Source organism: Achromobacter sp. 01N37, from assembly GCF_056399725.1.
Genome location: NZ_JBFTRX010000009.1, coordinates 43,850 through 59,715 on the forward strand (window position 1 = coordinate 43,850; position 15,866 = coordinate 59,715).

Annotated in this window: 11 protein-coding genes; 8 read left to right on the forward strand and 3 right to left on the reverse strand. The window is 64.3% G+C overall.

What is annotated here, in order from left to right; all coding sequences use genetic code 11:
- The first annotated feature begins 24 nt into the window (after positions 1-24).
- Genes AC1DSJ_RS19295 through AC1DSJ_RS19310 form a run of 4 tightly spaced genes read left to right on the forward strand, consistent with a single transcriptional unit; the run spans position 25 to position 5,135 of the window.
- Positions 25-1,626, forward strand: coding sequence for an ABC transporter substrate-binding protein (locus tag AC1DSJ_RS19295; protein ID WP_441371929.1), 1,602 nt, complete (start codon positions 25-27; stop codon positions 1,624-1,626).
- Positions 1,627-1,632: 6 nt separating this feature from the next.
- Positions 1,633-2,574 carry an ABC transporter permease gene (locus AC1DSJ_RS19300; protein ID WP_054420833.1) on the forward strand — a complete coding sequence of 314 codons (942 nt, stop codon included), beginning with the start codon at positions 1,633-1,635 and terminating at the stop codon, positions 2,572-2,574.
- Positions 2,575-2,584: 10 nt separating this feature from the next.
- Positions 2,585-3,481 carry an ABC transporter permease gene (locus tag AC1DSJ_RS19305; protein WP_054420832.1) on the forward strand — a complete coding sequence of 299 codons (897 nt, stop codon included), beginning with the start codon at positions 2,585-2,587 and terminating at the stop codon, positions 3,479-3,481.
- 1 nt (position 3,482) lies between these two features.
- A complete protein-coding gene (locus AC1DSJ_RS19310; protein WP_441371930.1) occupies positions 3,483-5,135 on the forward strand; it encodes an ABC transporter ATP-binding protein in 1,653 nt (550 codons plus the stop codon).
- Between the two features lie 57 nt (positions 5,136-5,192).
- Here the strand turns inward: AC1DSJ_RS19310 and AC1DSJ_RS19315 are convergent, their stop codons facing one another.
- On the reverse strand, positions 5,193-7,640 hold the full coding sequence (locus AC1DSJ_RS19315; RefSeq protein WP_054420830.1) for a penicillin-binding protein 1A: 2,448 nt from the start codon (positions 7,638-7,640) through the stop codon (positions 5,193-5,195).
- 114 nt (positions 7,641-7,754) lie between these two features.
- Between AC1DSJ_RS19315 and AC1DSJ_RS19320 the strand changes: the two genes are divergently transcribed.
- Genes AC1DSJ_RS19320 through AC1DSJ_RS19330 form a run of 3 tightly spaced genes read left to right on the forward strand, consistent with a single transcriptional unit; the run spans position 7,755 to position 10,620 of the window.
- Positions 7,755-8,396: a shikimate kinase gene (locus AC1DSJ_RS19320; protein WP_420840123.1), complete on the forward strand. Its 642-nt coding sequence runs from the start codon at positions 7,755-7,757 to the stop codon at positions 8,394-8,396.
- Positions 8,393-9,469, forward strand: a complete 1,077-nt coding sequence (gene aroB, locus AC1DSJ_RS19325) for a 3-dehydroquinate synthase (RefSeq protein ID WP_346552559.1) — start codon at positions 8,393-8,395, stop codon at positions 9,467-9,469. Before AC1DSJ_RS19320 ends, aroB begins: the two co-directional genes overlap by 4 nt.
- Positions 9,470-9,492: 23 nt before the next feature.
- On the forward strand, positions 9,493-10,620 hold the full coding sequence (locus tag AC1DSJ_RS19330; RefSeq protein ID WP_175170406.1) for a deoxyguanosinetriphosphate triphosphohydrolase: 1,128 nt from the start codon (positions 9,493-9,495) through the stop codon (positions 10,618-10,620).
- A gap of 33 nt (positions 10,621-10,653) precedes the next feature.
- Here the strand turns inward: AC1DSJ_RS19330 and AC1DSJ_RS19335 are convergent, their stop codons facing one another.
- Both AC1DSJ_RS19335 and uvrA read right to left on the reverse strand, forming a co-directional pair.
- The gene (locus AC1DSJ_RS19335) at positions 10,654-11,316 is read right to left on the reverse strand and encodes a glutathione S-transferase family protein (protein ID WP_054420827.1); all 663 of its coding nucleotides are present in this window, start codon (positions 11,314-11,316) and stop codon (positions 10,654-10,656) included.
- A gap of 120 nt (positions 11,317-11,436) precedes the next feature.
- A complete protein-coding gene (gene uvrA, locus AC1DSJ_RS19340) occupies positions 11,437-14,295 on the reverse strand; it encodes an excinuclease ABC subunit UvrA (protein ID WP_346552560.1) in 2,859 nt (952 codons plus the stop codon).
- 179 nt (positions 14,296-14,474) lie between these two features.
- Here uvrA and AC1DSJ_RS19345 point away from each other — a divergent pair, with 179 nt between their 5' ends.
- The gene (locus AC1DSJ_RS19345) at positions 14,475-15,659 is read left to right on the forward strand and encodes an MFS transporter (RefSeq protein ID WP_441371931.1); all 1,185 of its coding nucleotides are present in this window, start codon (positions 14,475-14,477) and stop codon (positions 15,657-15,659) included.
- The last annotated feature ends 207 nt before the right edge of the window (positions 15,660-15,866 follow it).

Genomic DNA, 15,866 nt, shown 5'->3' on the forward strand with positions numbered 1-15,866 from the left:
TCCATAAAACTTCAAGGGAATGACATGGCTTTTCTGAACGCTCAAAGAGTTGAATCTCGCTACGGCCTGGGCCGCGTCGGCGCCGCGCTGGCTTGCGCCGTTGCCCTGGCCTGGGCGCCCGCGCAGGCGGAAACCCTGACCGTGGTGATGGCCAGCAAATTAACGGTGCTGGACCCCGTGCTGACGGCGTCGCACCAGACGCGCAACCACGCCTACATGATCTACGACACGCTGCTGGCGACGGACGCGAACAACAAGATCCAGCCGCAGATGGCGGACAAATGGGAAGTCTCGCCGGACGGCAAGACCTATACGTTCACGCTGCGCGATGGGTTGAAATGGCACGATGGCGCCGCCGTGAAGGCCGAGGACTGCGTGGCTTCGATTCAGCGATGGGCACAGTCGGACAAGACCGGCCGCCAGCTCATGCCCTTGGTTGCATCGATGGACGTCATCGATGACAAGACTTTCAAGATCGTGCTGACGGCGCCGGCGGACGTGCTGTCCGCACTGGGCAAACCCAGCGGCCTGCCCAGCTTCATGATGCCCAAGCGCGTGGCGCAAACGCCGGTGGCGCAGGCCATCAGCGATTACACCGGGTCCGGGCCCTTCAAGTTCGTGCAGAAGGAATTCCAGCCGGGCGTGAAGACGGTCTACGAAAAGAATACCGACTACGTGCCGCGCAAGGAAGCGCCCAGCTGGACGGCCGGCGGCAAGGTGGTCAACGTGGACCGCGTGGAATGGGTGGCCATGGCCGACCCGATGACGACCGTCAATGCCCTGCTGGGCGGAGAGGTCGATTACATCGAGACCGTGCCTTTTGACCTGGTGCCGATGGTCAGAAGTGCACCGGACGTGACGTTGCGCGTGCTGGACAAGATGGGCTACCAGCCCATGTACCGCTTCAACCAACTTAATGCGCCCTTCGACAACAAGCTGGTGCGCCAGGCCGCCATGTATGCGGTCGGGCAGGGCGACATCCTGAAGGCGCAGGTGGGCGATCCGGAGTTCTTCAAGACTTGTGGCGCGGTGTTCGGCTGCGGCCTGCCGTATTCCAGCGATACCCGTGCCGACATGATCGTGCCGTCCAATATCGACAAGGCGAAGGCGCTTCTGAAGGAGGCCAAGTATGACGGCGCGCCCGTCGTGATCCTGCATGCCACCGACATCGCCATGGCGTCCGCCATTCCCGTGGTGATGGCGCAGCAGTTGCGCCAGGCTGGCTTCAACGTTCAATTGCAGGCCATGGACTTCATGACCATGCTGTCGCGCCGCGCCAACCGCGACGTGCCCGCCAAGGGCGGCTGGAGCATTTTCGTGACCACGTGGCACGTCAGCGAAATCATGGACCCGCTGCGCAACTATGGCGTGTCGGCCAACGGCGAGAAGGCCTGGTTTGGTTGGCCGACCGTGCCGAAAGTCGAGGCACTGCGTGATCAGTTCCTGGTGGCGGCGACGGAACCTGAACGCAAGCAGATCGCCGACCAGCTTCAGGACGTGATGCTGGACGAAGGCGTAGCCGTCACACTGGGCCAGATCGAGACCGCCGCCGCCTACAGCAAGAAGCTGTCGGGCGTGTTGGAATCACCCGCGCCGGTGTTCTGGAACATTAAGAAAAGCCGGTAAGCCAGCATGTTCAGCTACCTACTCAGACGCATCCTTGCAACCGTTCCCGTGGTGCTGACGGTGGCCGTGCTGGTGTTTTGCCTGCTGCGTCTGACGCCGGGGGACCCGGCGCTGATGCTGGCAGGCGATGCGGCCACTGAGACGCAGCTGGCCCAGATTCGCGAGCACATGGGGCTGGACCGGTCGCTGGCCACCCAGTTCCTTCTTTGGAGCGGCCAGGTGCTGCAAGGCGATCTGGGCGTGTCGCTGCATTCGGGCACGCCCGTCACTGCGATGATCAGTGCCCGCGTGGGGCCGTCGCTGGCGCTGGCGCTGTCGACCATCCTGCTGTCCACGCTGATCGCGGTGCCGCTGGGTGTGTTCTCGGCGTGGCGGCGCGGCACCCGCACAGACCGGGCGGTGATGGCATTTTCGGTGCTGGGTTTTTCGGTGCCCATCTTTGTCACCGGCTACGCGCTGATCCTGCTGTTTGCCATGAAGCTGGGCTGGCTGCCCGTGCAAGGCTATAAGTCGCCGTCGGCGGGCTTGGTGGCCTTCGGCCTGCACCTGCTGCTGCCCACCATCGCACTGAGCACGGGCTTTGTCGCCTTGATTGCGCGCATTGCACGCAGCAGCGTGCTGGAGGTGATGGGCGAAGACTTCATTCGCACCGCGCGCGCCAAGGGCATCACCGAACGCGCCGTGATGATGGCGCATGCGCTGCGAACTGCGGCCGTTCCCATCATCACCGTGATCGGCGTGAGCATCGCGTTATTGATCAGCGGCGTGGTCGTCACGGAATCGGTGTTCAACCTGCCCGGCCTGGGCCGGCTGGTGGTCGAGTCCGTGCTGGCCCGGGATTATCCGCTGATCCAAGGGCTGATCCTGCTGTTTTCACTGGTCTACATCGGTGTGAACCTGACCATCGACGTTCTGTACTCGGTGTTCGATCCGCGCATCCGTTATTGAAGGAACTTGCATGTCCACTTCCATACACTCGATCGCGGGTGGGGCCGGCGCTGCGCCTGCCATCCGCAAGCGACCCGCGTCCGCGCTGGTTCGCACGCTGTCCACCTGGCCTGTCATGGCGGCGCTGGCGGCGCTTGCGCTTATCGTCCTGGCCGCTGTCTCGGCCAACCTGCTGGGCCTGGCTGACCCGATGGCCATCAATCCCATGCAGCGCCTGAAGGGCTTTTCCGCCGAGCACTGGTTTGGCACCGACGCCTATGGCCGCGACGTGCTGTCACGCGTGGTCCATGGCGCACGCATTTCGCTGATGATCGGGGCGGGCACGGCCGTGGCCGCGTTGATACCCGGGCTGGCGCTGGGCGTGATCGCGGGCTACTTTCGCACGGCGGACATGGTCATCATGCGCGTCATGGACGGCATCATGTCCGTGCCGAGCATCCTGCTTGCCATCGCGCTGGTGGCGGTAACCGGCGCCAGCATGTTGACGGTGCTCATCGCCATTGCCGTGCCTGAGTTTCCGCGAGTGGTGCGCCTGGTACGCGGCCTGATCCTGAGCCTGCGTGACGAGCCTTATGTGGAAGCCGCCATTTCGCTGGGCACGCCCACGCACGTGCTGATGCTGCGCCATCTGGTGCCGAACACGGTGGCGCCGCTGATCGTGCAGGGCACCTTCATCTTTGCGTCCGCCATGCTGTCCGAGGCGGTCATGAGCTTCCTGGGCGTCGGTATGCCGCCAGAGTTTCCGTCCTGGGGCAACGTGATCGCCGAAGGCAGGATGTACTTCCAGATCAAGCCGGAGCTGATTCTGCTGCCAGGCGTGTTCCTGGCGCTGACCGTGCTTAGCGTGAACATGCTGGGTGACGCCATGCGCGATGCCCTTGATCCCAAGATGGCGAGAAGGGTCTGACATGAACGATTCCACAATGCCCGTGCTGCAAGTGCAGAATCTGTCGGTGTCGCTCGTAGGCGCGCCGGTGGATGAGCCGCGCCACGTGGTCGAAGGCATCAGCTTCGACATACACGCCGGTGAAACACTGTGTGTGGTCGGGGAGTCCGGATCGGGCAAATCCGTAACGTCATTTTCGGTAATGGGCCTGCTGGCGCCGGATGCGCTGCGGCCCAGCGCAGGGCGCATCCTGCTTGACGGCGAAGACGTGCTGGCGTGCACGCCGGAGCGCCTGCGCGAACTACGCGCGACCCGCATGTCCATGGTCTTCCAGGAGCCCATGACGGCGCTCAATCCGGTGCGCACGGTGGGCTGGCAGATCGACGAGGTACTGCGCACCCATAGCGCCATGGACGCGGCCTCACGCAAGCGCAAGATCCTGGACATGCTGGAGTCGGTGCGGCTGCCGGACGTGGAACGCATCTACCAGTCCTATCCTCATCAGCTTTCAGGCGGACAACGCCAACGCATCGTCATCTGCATGGCGCTGATTCTGAACCCCAAGCTGCTGATCGCCGACGAGCCCACCACCGCGCTGGACGTGACTACCCAGAAGCAAATCCTGGCGTTGATTCTGGAGTTGCAGAAGTCGCACAACACTGCGGTGCTGTTCATCACGCATGACTTCGGCGTGGTGGCGGAAATTGCCGATCGCATTGCGGTGATGAACCGCGGAAAGCTGGTCGAGGTGGGTACGCGCGACGAGGTGCTGGCGCGTCCGAAAGAGGCTTACACCCGCATGCTGGTGTCATCGGTGCCGGGGCTGGCGCCGTCGGCTCGGCAGGCGCCCAAGGGCGAACCTGTGCTGGTCGTCAACGGTCTGCAAAAGACCTATAGCGAGCGCGGCTTCTTCAAGGCAAAGCGCGCGGTGCACGCGGTGCGCGATGTCAGCTTCACACTGCGCAAGAAAGAGATCGTGGGCATCGTGGGCGAATCCGGTTCGGGCAAGTCCACCCTGGCGCGCTGCATCGCTCGCCTGATCGATCCCAGTTCCGGCAGCGTGCGCCTGGATGGCACCGAAATCGCCACGGCCAGCAAACGGGCATTCCATCCTGTGCGCAAGCGCATCCAGGTGGTGTTCCAGGACCCGTACCGGTCGCTGAATGCGCGCCTTCGCGTCGGCGATTCGATCATCGAGGGCATGCGCAACTTCGGCGTGCCACAAGACGAGGCGCAAGCGCGGGCGATAGAGCTGCTGGATATCGTCGGGCTGGGCGCGGACACCATGGAGCGCTATCCGCATCAGTTCTCGGGCGGGCAGCGCCAGCGCATCTGCATTGCGCGCGCCCTGGCCCTGCGGCCCGACATCCTGATCGCCGACGAGGCGGTCTCCGCGTTGGACGTGTCGGTACAGGCGCAGGTGCTGGAACTGATTGAAGACATACGCACCCGTACCGATACGGCCGTGCTGTTCATCACACACGACCTGCGCGTGGCGGCGCAGATCTGCGATTCGATTGTTGTGATGAAGTCGGGGCAGATCGTCGAAGCGGGGGAGGCGGCCGCGGTGCTGACCCGGCCGCAGGATGGCTACACGCGCCAGTTGCTGGACGCCGCGCCGGGCCGGCATTGGGATTTCAAGCGGTTCAGGCCGGCCGAAGCGGTGCTTCAGTAGAAAGCCGGCTGCCCATCAGCAACTGAAGGCCGGCCATCACAGGCCGGCCTTTTTTCATCAGAACGGGATCTTCTGCGACCACGGGGCCGCGTTTTGCGTTCCCACGCCCGGCGCTACCTTGATCTTCGTATCTTCGTTGCTGCTGCTGCCCAAGCCATGCAGGAACTCACCCAGCGTGTCGGCCTCGGCCAGACCCAGGCGGGCCACGGCCTGCCCAGGCGGGAATTCCGAGAAATAGAACTCGCCGTTTTCCACGATGATGCCGTCGGGGCGCGCACGCGGCTTTTCTTCCGGCACGCCCTTGAGCACGTCTTGCATGTAGTCGACCCAGATCGGCATGGCGACGCCGCCACCCGTTTCGCGCGAGCCCAGCGACTTCGGCTGGTCAAAGCCCAGCCACGACGTTGCAACCAGGTTCGGCGTGTAGCCCGAGAACCAGGCGTCCACCGATTCGTTGGTCGTGCCCGTCTTGCCCGCGATGTCGTTGCGCTTGAGCAGCACGCGAGCACGCGCCGCGGTGCCGTAGGTGGCCACGCCGCGCAGGATGTCGTCCATGACCCAGGCGGTGCGCGGGTCGATCGCGCGGGCAGCGGCGTCGCCCGCCACCACCGGCTTGGATTGCATGATGACCTTGCCGTTGCTGTCGGTCACGCGGTCAATCAGATACGGCGTGACGCGGTAGCCGCCGTTGGCAAACACCGAGAACGCGCCGGCTAGTTGCAGCGGCGTGACGGAGCCTGCGCCCAACGCCAGCGGCAGCACGGCCGGCTGGCGGGCCTTGTCAAAACCGAAACGGGTCAGGTAGTCCTGTGCGTACTGCGGGCTGATGGCTTGCAGGATGCGGATCGACACCATGTTCTTCGACTTGTACAAGCCCTGGCGCAACGTCAGCATCGGTTCGTACTGGTTGCCGTAGTTCTTGGGGTTCCAGGCTTTGGAGCCGGTTTGCGCGGCGGTCAGTTCGAACGGCTGGTCAGAGATTTGCGTGGCCGGCGTCAGGCCGCGTTCCAGCGAGGCGGCGTAGATGAAGGGCTTGATGTTCGAGCCCGGCTGGCGCCACGCCTGCGTCACGCGGTTGAAGTTGCCGCGATAGAAGTCGAAACCGCCGACCATGGCGCGGATGGCGCCGTCTTGCGGCGACAGGGCCACGAACGCTGCCTGCACCGAAGGCAGGTTGATGATTTCCCAGTTGTCGCCGAACTTGCGGATGTAGACCACCGAGCCGCGCTTGATGCGCTGTTCGGGCTTGGCCTTGTCGTTCAGTGCGCGGGCGACAACGCCCAGCACCTTCTTGTCGGTCACCGTGATGATTTCGCGCGAGCTGCGCGCGAGCTTCACTTCGGTGGGGCTGGCCGACAGGACCAGCGCGGTGAGCAGGTCGCCGCTATCGCTGAACTTGTCGAACACGCCATCCAGGAATTCGTCCAGCGCCGCCGGATTGTTTTCGGTGCCGGGGGGCAGGTCCAGCTGTTCCTCGGGGCCAGGGTAGGGCGCGCGGCGCGTGTATTCCAGCACGCCTTCACGCACGGCGCGGTATGCCGCTTCCTGGTCCTTCGACTGCACGGTGGTGTAGATGTTGATGCCGCGCGAGTAGACGTTGTCTTGGTAGACGTTGAACAGCAGCTGGCGCGCCAATTCCGCCACGTATTCGCCATGAATGGAATAGCCGCCGGCCGGCGTGCCTTCCGCCGACTTCATGACGATCTGCTGCGCCATCGCCTGCTTGTATTCCGGCTCGGTCAGGTAACCCAGCGACTGCATGCGGCCCAGCACATAGCGCTGGCGCAGTTCGGCGCGGGGGCGGTTCGAAATCGGATTGAAGCGCGAAGGCGCCTTCGGAATGCCGGCCAGCATGGCGGCTTCGGCCGGCGTCACTTCCGCCAGCGGCTTGCCGAAGTAAGTGCGCGAGGCGGCGGCGAAACCGTAGGCGCGGTGGCCCAGATAAATTTGGTTCATGTAGAGCTCAAGGATCTGGTCCTTGGTGAGCTCGGACTCGATCTTGAACGTCAGCAGCAGTTCGTAGAACTTGCGCGAATACGTTTTTTCCGACGACAGGTAGAAGTTGCGCGCGACCTGCATCGTGATCGTGCTGGCGCCCTGCGTCTTCGACATGTTGATCAGGTTCGTCAGGCCCGCGCGCGCAACGCCCATCCAGTCGATACCGCCGTGCTGATAGAAGCGGTCGTCTTCGGCCGCCAGCACCGCGGACTTCATGACGTCCGGAATTTCATTGAAACGCAGCACGTTGCGGCGTTCTTCGCCAAATTCGCCGATCAGGACGCGATCCGCCGTATAGACGCGCAGCGGCACCCGCGGGCGATAGTCCGTCATGGCGTTCAGGTCTGGCAGGTTGGGCCAGGCCAGCGCCAGCGCCATTCCCGCCAGCAATACGCCGCACAGGAACAGGCCGGCAAAGAGGATGCCGGTTTTTACGAAGAATCGCAGGATCGGGGAGCCGCTCTTGGCGGGCTTGTCTTTCTTGGAGGAATTCTGGGGCTTGCTCATCGCGGCGATTTTACGGGTAACTCCGGTCCCGGCTCAGCGCTCGGGATCGGTTTCTGTAACAAGATAGTTCTGTGTGGTACGCGGGCAACTGGCGGCAGATGTGATAATGCCGACATGAACTTTTCCGCCCACTCATGTCCGGAGGCTGACCCGGACCCAGCGCCCTCCGACGAGGCGCCTGAAAACTTGCCTTGCGCCATGGAGTGCACAGGCAAGACCGTGTCGTTGCCGCACGACCTGCCCGTCTTCCTGGTCGGGATGATGGGCGCAGGCAAGACCACCATCGGCCGTAGCCTGGCGCGTGCGCTGGGGCGCGAGTTTATGGATTTGGATCATGAGCTCGAGGCGCGTTGCGGCGTGCGGGTGCCGGTTATCTTCGAAATCGAGGGCGAAGCCGGTTTTCGTCGCCGAGAGTCCGCCGCCTTGGAAGAGTGTACCCAACGGCGCAACATTATTCTTGCAACCGGCGGGGGCGCGATCCTGGCGGCCGAAAATCGTCAGCGGCTGCACGAACGCGGAATCGTCGTCTATTTGAGGGCCAGTGTGGACGAATTGTTCCGCCGTACTTGCCGCGACCGTAACCGCCCCTTGCTGGCTACGGCGGACCCCCGCGGCACCCTGCGCGACCTGATGACCCTGCGGGAACCCCTCTACAAGGAAGTCGCCGACCTGGTGGTGGAAACGGGCGCGATGCCCATCCACACCCTGGTCAAGGCGTTGCTGCCGCAATTACAAGCCTTTGAGAAGCGTATATGAACGTTGTTGACGTCGACACCCCGGGCGGAAGCTATCCCATCCACATCGGCCCCGGCCGCATCGATGCCCTGGACCAATGCATCCCCGCCGACGCCACCGCGATTGCGGTCGTCACCAACCCCACGGTGGCGGCGCTGTATGGCGAACGCGCCGAAGCCGCGCTGGCTCGCACCGGTAAACGCGTGCTGCGCATTGAACTGCCCGACGGCGAGGCCTACAAAGACTGGCAGTCGCTGAACCTGATTTTTGACGCCTTGCTGACCCACCGCCTGGACCGCCGCTGCGTGCTGGTGGCCCTGGGTGGCGGCGTCATTGGCGACATGACCGGGTTCGCTGCCGCCGTCTACATGCGTGGCGTGCGCTTCCTGCAAGTGCCCACGACGTTGCTGGCGCAGGTGGATTCATCGGTGGGCGGCAAGACGGCCGTGAACCACCCGCTGGGCAAGAACATGATCGGCGCGTTTTACCAGCCGGTTGCGGTGGAAATCGATACCGATGTGCTGAACACGCTGCCTGCGCGCGAAGTGTCGGCCGGGCTGGCCGAAGTCATCAAGTACGGCCTGATCCTGGACCCCGACTTCTGGACGTGGTGCGAAGACAATGCGCAAAAATTGCGCGCTCTGGACCCGCAGGCCGTCGCCCACGCCATCCGCCGTTCGTGCGAGCTGAAGGCGCAGGTGGTGGGCAAGGACGAGCGCGAGTCCGGCTTGCGCGCCATCCTGAACCTGGGCCACACCTTTGGCCACGCCATCGAGTCCGGGCTGGGCTACGGCGCCTGGCTGCACGGCGAAGCCGTGGGCTGCGGCATGGTGCAGGCGGCCGAGCTGTCCGCCGACGTGGCGGGCTTTGCCCGGGCCGACGTTGAACGCGTGCGCGCGCTGGTGGCGGCGATTGGCTGCCCGGTCGTGGCGCCCGACCTGGGCGCGGATCGCTGGCTGGACCTGATGCAGGTCGACAAGAAGACCGAAGGCGGCTCAATCCGCTACGTGCTCATGCCCCGCATTGGCGAAGCGTTCATGCGCGCCGCCCCGGACGACGCGGTGCGCGCCGTCCTGGCACGAACCACTCAGTAACCGTGATGGAGACGGTGTTGCAGATGAAAGAACTGGCTTCCTACGCATCCGACCCGTCTCAATCGCGCGGCCGGACTTATTCTGAACCGCCGCCTGAAAACCGCACCGAGTTTCAGCGCGACCGGGACCGCATCGTTCATTCCGGCGCGTTCCGCCGCCTGGAATACAAGACGCAGGTCTTCGTGAACCACGAAGGCGACCTGTTCCGCACCCGCCTTACGCACAGCCTGGAAGTGGCGCAGATTGCGCGCACGCTGGCGCGCAGCCTGGGGCTGTCGGAAGACCTGACCGAAGCCATCTCGCTTGCGCATGACTTGGGCCACACGCCGTTCGGCCATGCCGGGCAAGACGAGCTGAACGCCTGCATGCGCGAGCTTGCGCCCGAGGCGGGCGGCTTCGAGCACAACCTGCAAAGCCTGCGCGTGGTGGACGAGCTTGAAGAACGCTATGCGGACTTCAACGGCTTGAATCTTTGCTTTGAAACGCGTGAAGGCATCCTGAAGCATTGCTCGGTGGCGCACGCGCGTCAGCTGGGTGATGTGGGCGAACGCTTCCTCTCCCGCACGCAGCCGTCGCTGGAAGCCCAGTTGGCCAACCTGGCCGACGAGATCGCCTACAACAATCACGATATTGATGATGGGCTGCGTTCCGGGCTGATCACGCTTGAGCAACTGAAAGACGTGTCGATCTTCGAACGCCATCACGCTGAAGTGCTTAGCCGCTATCCCGGGCTGGCCCAGCGCCGCGCCGTGGCCGAGACGATCCGCCGCATGATCAACACGCTGATCGTTGACCTGACGCACACTTCGCTTGCGCGCATCCGCGACGCGGCACCTGCCAGCGTGGATGATGTGCGCCGCTCACCGCCGTTGGCGGGGTTCTCGGACGAGATCCGCCGCGAAGCCGATGCGTTGAAGAAGTTCTTGTTCGACAACCTGTACCGGCACTATCAGGTGCTGCGCATGACGGCCAAGGCGCGCCGCATCGTGCGCGAACTGTTCGCGGCGTTCCTGGATGATCCGCGGTTGCTGCCGCCGGATTACCGCAGGCCCGCCTTCAATGAGCAGGCACGCGCCATTTCCGATTACATCGCCGGCATGACCGACCGCTACGCCATCCGCGAACATAAACGCCTGTTCGACATGGGTTGATCGCGGCCGGCCCGCCGCCGGCATCGCCGCGGGCTAGCGGTGCTTGCGGTACGGTTCGTCTTCGGGCACGAACGTGGCTTCGGCGCGCGCATCGCGCATCCAGTCCTGCATGGCGGGCAGCGCCAGCACCGCATCCATGTAGTCACGCACGGCACCCGCGGCGGGGATGCCATAGGTAGTGAAGCGCGACACCACCGGCGCAAAGAACGCGTCGGCAATGGAAAACGCACCGAACAGGAACGGGCCGCCCCGGCCGAATTCTGCGCGGGTGTCGTGCCAGATGGCTTGCAGCCGCGACACATCCTGCTGCGCGGCTTCCGGGAACTTGATGCCGGGCAGGTGCGCTTCGATGTTCATCGGCATGGCGTTGCGCAATGCGCCGAAGCCGCTGTGCATTTGCGCCGCCAGCGAACGGGCGCGGGCACGCGCATGCGCGTCCTTCGGCCACAACTGCGCCTCGGGGCGCTGCTCGGCCACGTATTCGCAAATGGCCAGAGAATCCCAGACGGCGAAATCACGGTCCAGCAGCACGGGCACCAGGCCGGCTGGCGACACCGCACCTACCTTGCGTGAAAACTCTTCCGTGAAAAACCCGAGCTTTTGCTCAGTAAAGGCAATGCCGGTTGCGCGCAGGGCCAGCCATGGCCGTAACGACCACGAGGAATAATTCTTATTGCCGATGATCAGGGTGTACATGCCAGTCCTTACGCAGGGATTATCCAAGTCGACGTGCTGAATCACCGTTCGGCAGGTTCACCTTCTGGCAGGTTCACCTTCCGGCAGGGTCATCCTTTGCAGGATGACCTTCCAGAAGGATCATCTTCCAGCGTTTCGGCGCAGCAGCTTGCCCAGGTATTGCCCGGTGTGGCTGGCTTGCGTCGCCGCGACGTCTTCCGGGGTGCCTTGCGCCACCACGTAGCCGCCGCCGTCGCCGCCTTCCGGACCCATATCGATCAGCCAGTCCGCCGTTTTAATGACGTCCAGGTTGTGTTCGATGATGAGCACGGTGTTGCCGCTGTCGACCAATTGATTCAGTACTTGCAACAGTAGCTCGATATCGCGGAAATGCAAGCCGGTGGTGGGCTCGTCCAGGATGTACAGCGTGCGCCCGGTGCTGCGGCGCGACAGCTCTTGCGACAGCTTCACGCGCTGCGCTTCACCGCCCGACAAGGTGGTCGCGCTTTGGCCCAGCCGAATATAGGACAGACCGACATCGATCAACGTGTGCAGCTTGCGCGAAATGGCCGGCACCGACTCGAAATATTCCAGCGCCTGTTCGACCGTCAGCTCCAGCACTTCGCTGATGTTGCGGCCGCGATACCGAATTTCGAGCGTTTCGCGGTTGTAGCGCTTGCCGTGGCAGACGTCGCAAGGCACGTACATGTCGGGCAGGAAGTGCATCTCGACCTTGACCACGCCGTCGCCCTGGCAGGCTTCGCAGCGGCCGCCCTTGACGTTGAAGCTGAAGCGGCCGGGGTCGTAGCCGCGCGTGCGGGCTTCCGGCACGCCCGCGAAAAGCTCGCGGATGGGCGTGAACAGGCCCGTGTAGGTCGCGGGGTTGCTGCGCGGCGTGCGGCCGATGGGGCTTTGGTCCACGCTGATGATCTTGTCGAAATTCTCCAGCCCTTGCATCGACACATAGGGGGCGGGTTCGCTTTGCGCGTGGTGCAGCTGGCGCGACACGGCGACCGCCAGCGTGTCGTTGATGAGCGTGGACTTGCCGGAACCCGACACGCCCGTCACGCACACCAGCCGGCCCCCGGGCAGGCGCAGTTCGACGTCTTTCAGGTTGTTGCCGCTGGCGCCCGTCAGGGTCAGCCAGGGCAATTCGTCGTTGACCGGACGGCGGGCGGGGATGGCGATCTCGCGCGCGCCGCTCAGGTATTGGCCGGTCAGCGAGTTCGGGTCGCGCTGCACCGTTTCGGGATCGCCTTGCGCCACGACTTCGCCACCGTGTTCGCCCGCGCCCGGGCCCATGTCCACCACCCAATCGGCCATGCGGATCATGTCTTCGTCGTGCTCGACGACGATGACGCTGTTGCCCAGGTCTCGCAGGTGCTGGAGGGTGCCGATCAGGCGGTCGTTGTCGCGCTGGTGCAAGCCGATTGAGGGCTCGTCCAGCACGTACATCACGCCCGTCAGGCCTGAGCCGATCTGGCTGGCCAGCCGGATACGCTGGGCCTCGCCGCCCGAAATTGTGTCGGCGCTACGGTCCAGCGACAGGTAATTCAACCCGACGTTGTTCAGGAAGCTGAGCCGTGCTTCGATCTCGCGCACGATGCGCTGCGCGATCTCTTGCTTGGCGCCGGTCAGGTTCAGGTTTCGGAACCAGGCCAGGCAGCTCGACAAGGGCATGGCCTCGACTTCGTAGATGGCCTGGCCGTGGCGCTCGCCGCCGCGCGGGTCGTGGCCGATCAGCACATTGCGCGCTTCGGGGCGCAGGCGCGAACCGGCACAGTCGGGGCAGGTCTTGATATTGCGGTACTTGCCGAGTTCTTCGCGCACCGTGGCCGAATCCGTCTCGCGCCAGCGGCGCTCCAGGTTCGGGATGACGCCTTCGAAGGAGTGGCGCTTGACGGTGCTGCGGCCTTTTTCGTTCAGGTACAGGAACGAGATTTCTTCTTCGCCAGAGCCATAGAGCACCTTGTCGCGCAGCGCTTCGGGCAAGTCTTCGAAGGGCGCTTCGATATCGAATTCGTAATGCGCGGCAAGGCTCGTCAGCAGCGAATGCGTGAAGGCGTTGCGGCGGTCCCAGCCGCGGATTGCGCCGGCGGCCAGGCTCAGTTCCGGGAAAGCCACGACGCGCTTCGGGTCAAAGAAGCCCACTTGTCCGATGCCGTCGCAACTGGGGCAGGCGCCCATCGGGTTGTTGAAGCTGAACAGACGCGGTTCGAGTTCGGGCAGGCTGTGGCTGCATACCGGGCAGGCGTAGCGGCTGGAGAACACCTGTTCCCGTTCGCTATCCATGTCCAGCGCCAGCGCGCGGCCATCGGCGAGCAGCAAGGCGGTCTCGAAGCTTTCCGCCAGACGCTGCTTGCTTTCCGGCTTGATGCGCAGCCGGTCGATGACGACATCGATGTCGTGCTTTTCGGTTTTCTTCAACGGCGGCATGCCGTCGATTTCCACCAGTTGCCCGTCCACCCGCAGCCGCACATAACCCTGGGCTTGCAAGCTGGCGCATTCGTCTTCGAAGCTGCCCTTCTTGCCACGAGCAATCGGCGCCAGCACGGCCAGACGCGTTTCGGGCGTCCAGCCCAGCACCGCGTCGACCATCTGGCTGACGCTTTGCGCTTGCAGCGGCAGGCCGTGATCCGGGCAGTAGGGCGTGCCGACCCGCGCGTACAGCAGGCGCAGGTAGTCGTGGATCTCGGTGATGGTGCCGACCGTGGAGCGCGGGTTGTGCCCTGCGGCTTTCTGCTCGATCGAAATGGCCGGCGACAGCCCTTCGATAAGGTCCACGTCCGGCTTGTCCATCAGTTGGAGGAATTGGCGGGCGTAGGCGGAAAGGCTTTCCACATAACGTCGTTGGCCCTCCGCGTACAGCGTGTCGAACGCCAGCGAAGACTTGCCCGAGCCGGACAAGCCGGTGACGACCACCAGTTTGTGGCGCGGCAGGTCCAGCGAGACGTTCTTAAGGTTGTGGGTGCGTGCACCCCGAATGCGTATCGCGTCCATCGGGCTCTTTTAAGCGGTTTCAAAGGCCAACTTGGTACTATAGCGCGCCGAATCCCTCAGCGTTCGGGGCAGTCCGTCAAGATTGACTGAACCGGGTCCGGCGCCGCACCGCTAGATCAGACCGTGAGCGTGTGACATCCACGCGCGCGCACCGCCCTTGTCATTGTTGAAATTTCCGCATGCCGGCAGACACCAAACTGAAATTGACCCCTTCCGAGCGCCGCGCGAGCGTCGCGCTGGCCGGCTTGTTCGCTGCGCGGATGCTGGGGCTGTTCCTGTTGTTGCCGGTTTTTGCCGTCGCCGCCGCCGGCATGCCGGGCGGGGACGACCCCGCGCGCGTCGGCCTGGCGCTGGGCATGTATGGCCTGACCCAGGCGTTCATGCAGATTCCCTTCGGGCTGGCGTCTGACCGCTGGGGCCGGCGGCCCGTCGTGCTGTTCGGCCTGCTGCTGTTCGTGGCGGGCAGCATCGTCTGTGCGCAGGCCACCGATGTGTACTGGATCACCATTGGCCGCGCCATCCAGGGGGCGGGCGCCATTTCGGCCGCGGTCACCGCGTGGCTGGCCGACGCCACCCGCGACGAAGTGCGCACGCGCGCCATGGCCATGGTGGGCGGATCGATCGGCCTGTCTTTCGCGGTGTCACTCGTCTTGTCGCCCGTGCTGGTGGGGTGGTGGGGGCTGTCCGGCCTGTTCTGGACCATCGCCTGCCTGGGCGTGATCTGCCTGGCCGTGGCGCGCTTTGTCGTGCCGGTGGTGCCTCGCACGCAAGCCCGGACGATGCAGTCGGCCAATCCGCGTGAAGTGCTGACCCACCGCGATCTGCTGCGCCTGAACTTCGGCGTGTTCGTACTGCATTTGATCCAGGTGTCGTTGTTTGTCGTGGTGCCTGCCATGCTGGCCAAGGTCGGCGGGCTGGACGCGCGAGACCTGTGGAAGGTCTATCTGCCCGTCATCCTGGTGTCGTTCGTGCTGATGGTGCCGGTGGTGTTCGTGGCGGAAAAGCGCCGCGCTCATCGCGGCGCCCTGCGCGCAGCTGTCGCCGGGCTGGTGCTGGTCTGCGCCTTGCTGCCGGCGGCCAGCCATGGCTTCTACACGCTGGCCGTGGCGCTGACCGGCTTCTTCGTCGCCTTCAACGTGCTGGAAGCCTTGCAGCCGTCGCTGGTGTCCCGCGTGGCCCCGCAAGCCTACAAAGGCTTGGCGCTGGGCTTCTACAACACCGCCCAGGCGGCTGGCCTGTTTGCGGGCGGCGCGCTGGGCGGCTGGCTGGCGTCGCATTCGGGCGCAAGCGCGGTTTTCATCGGCGCGGCTATCCTGTCGGCCGTCTGGCTGGCCGTAACCTGGGCGTTGCGGCCGCTGGCTTAGGGGTCGCGGGGATGCGTCCCCGAAAGCCTGGGAAAGTCGTTGATCGCGCTGTGAACGGCGCTCAACGGATCGCAATTCGGATCACCACCAGGATCGCTTTGTCACCATTGGCGTTTGGCGCGGCAGGCGCTTTTCGTCGATAATACGTACCAAATTAGGGCTTCAAGAATTCGGGTCCGCCTTCGGGCTCCCAGGCGTCGCCGGTCA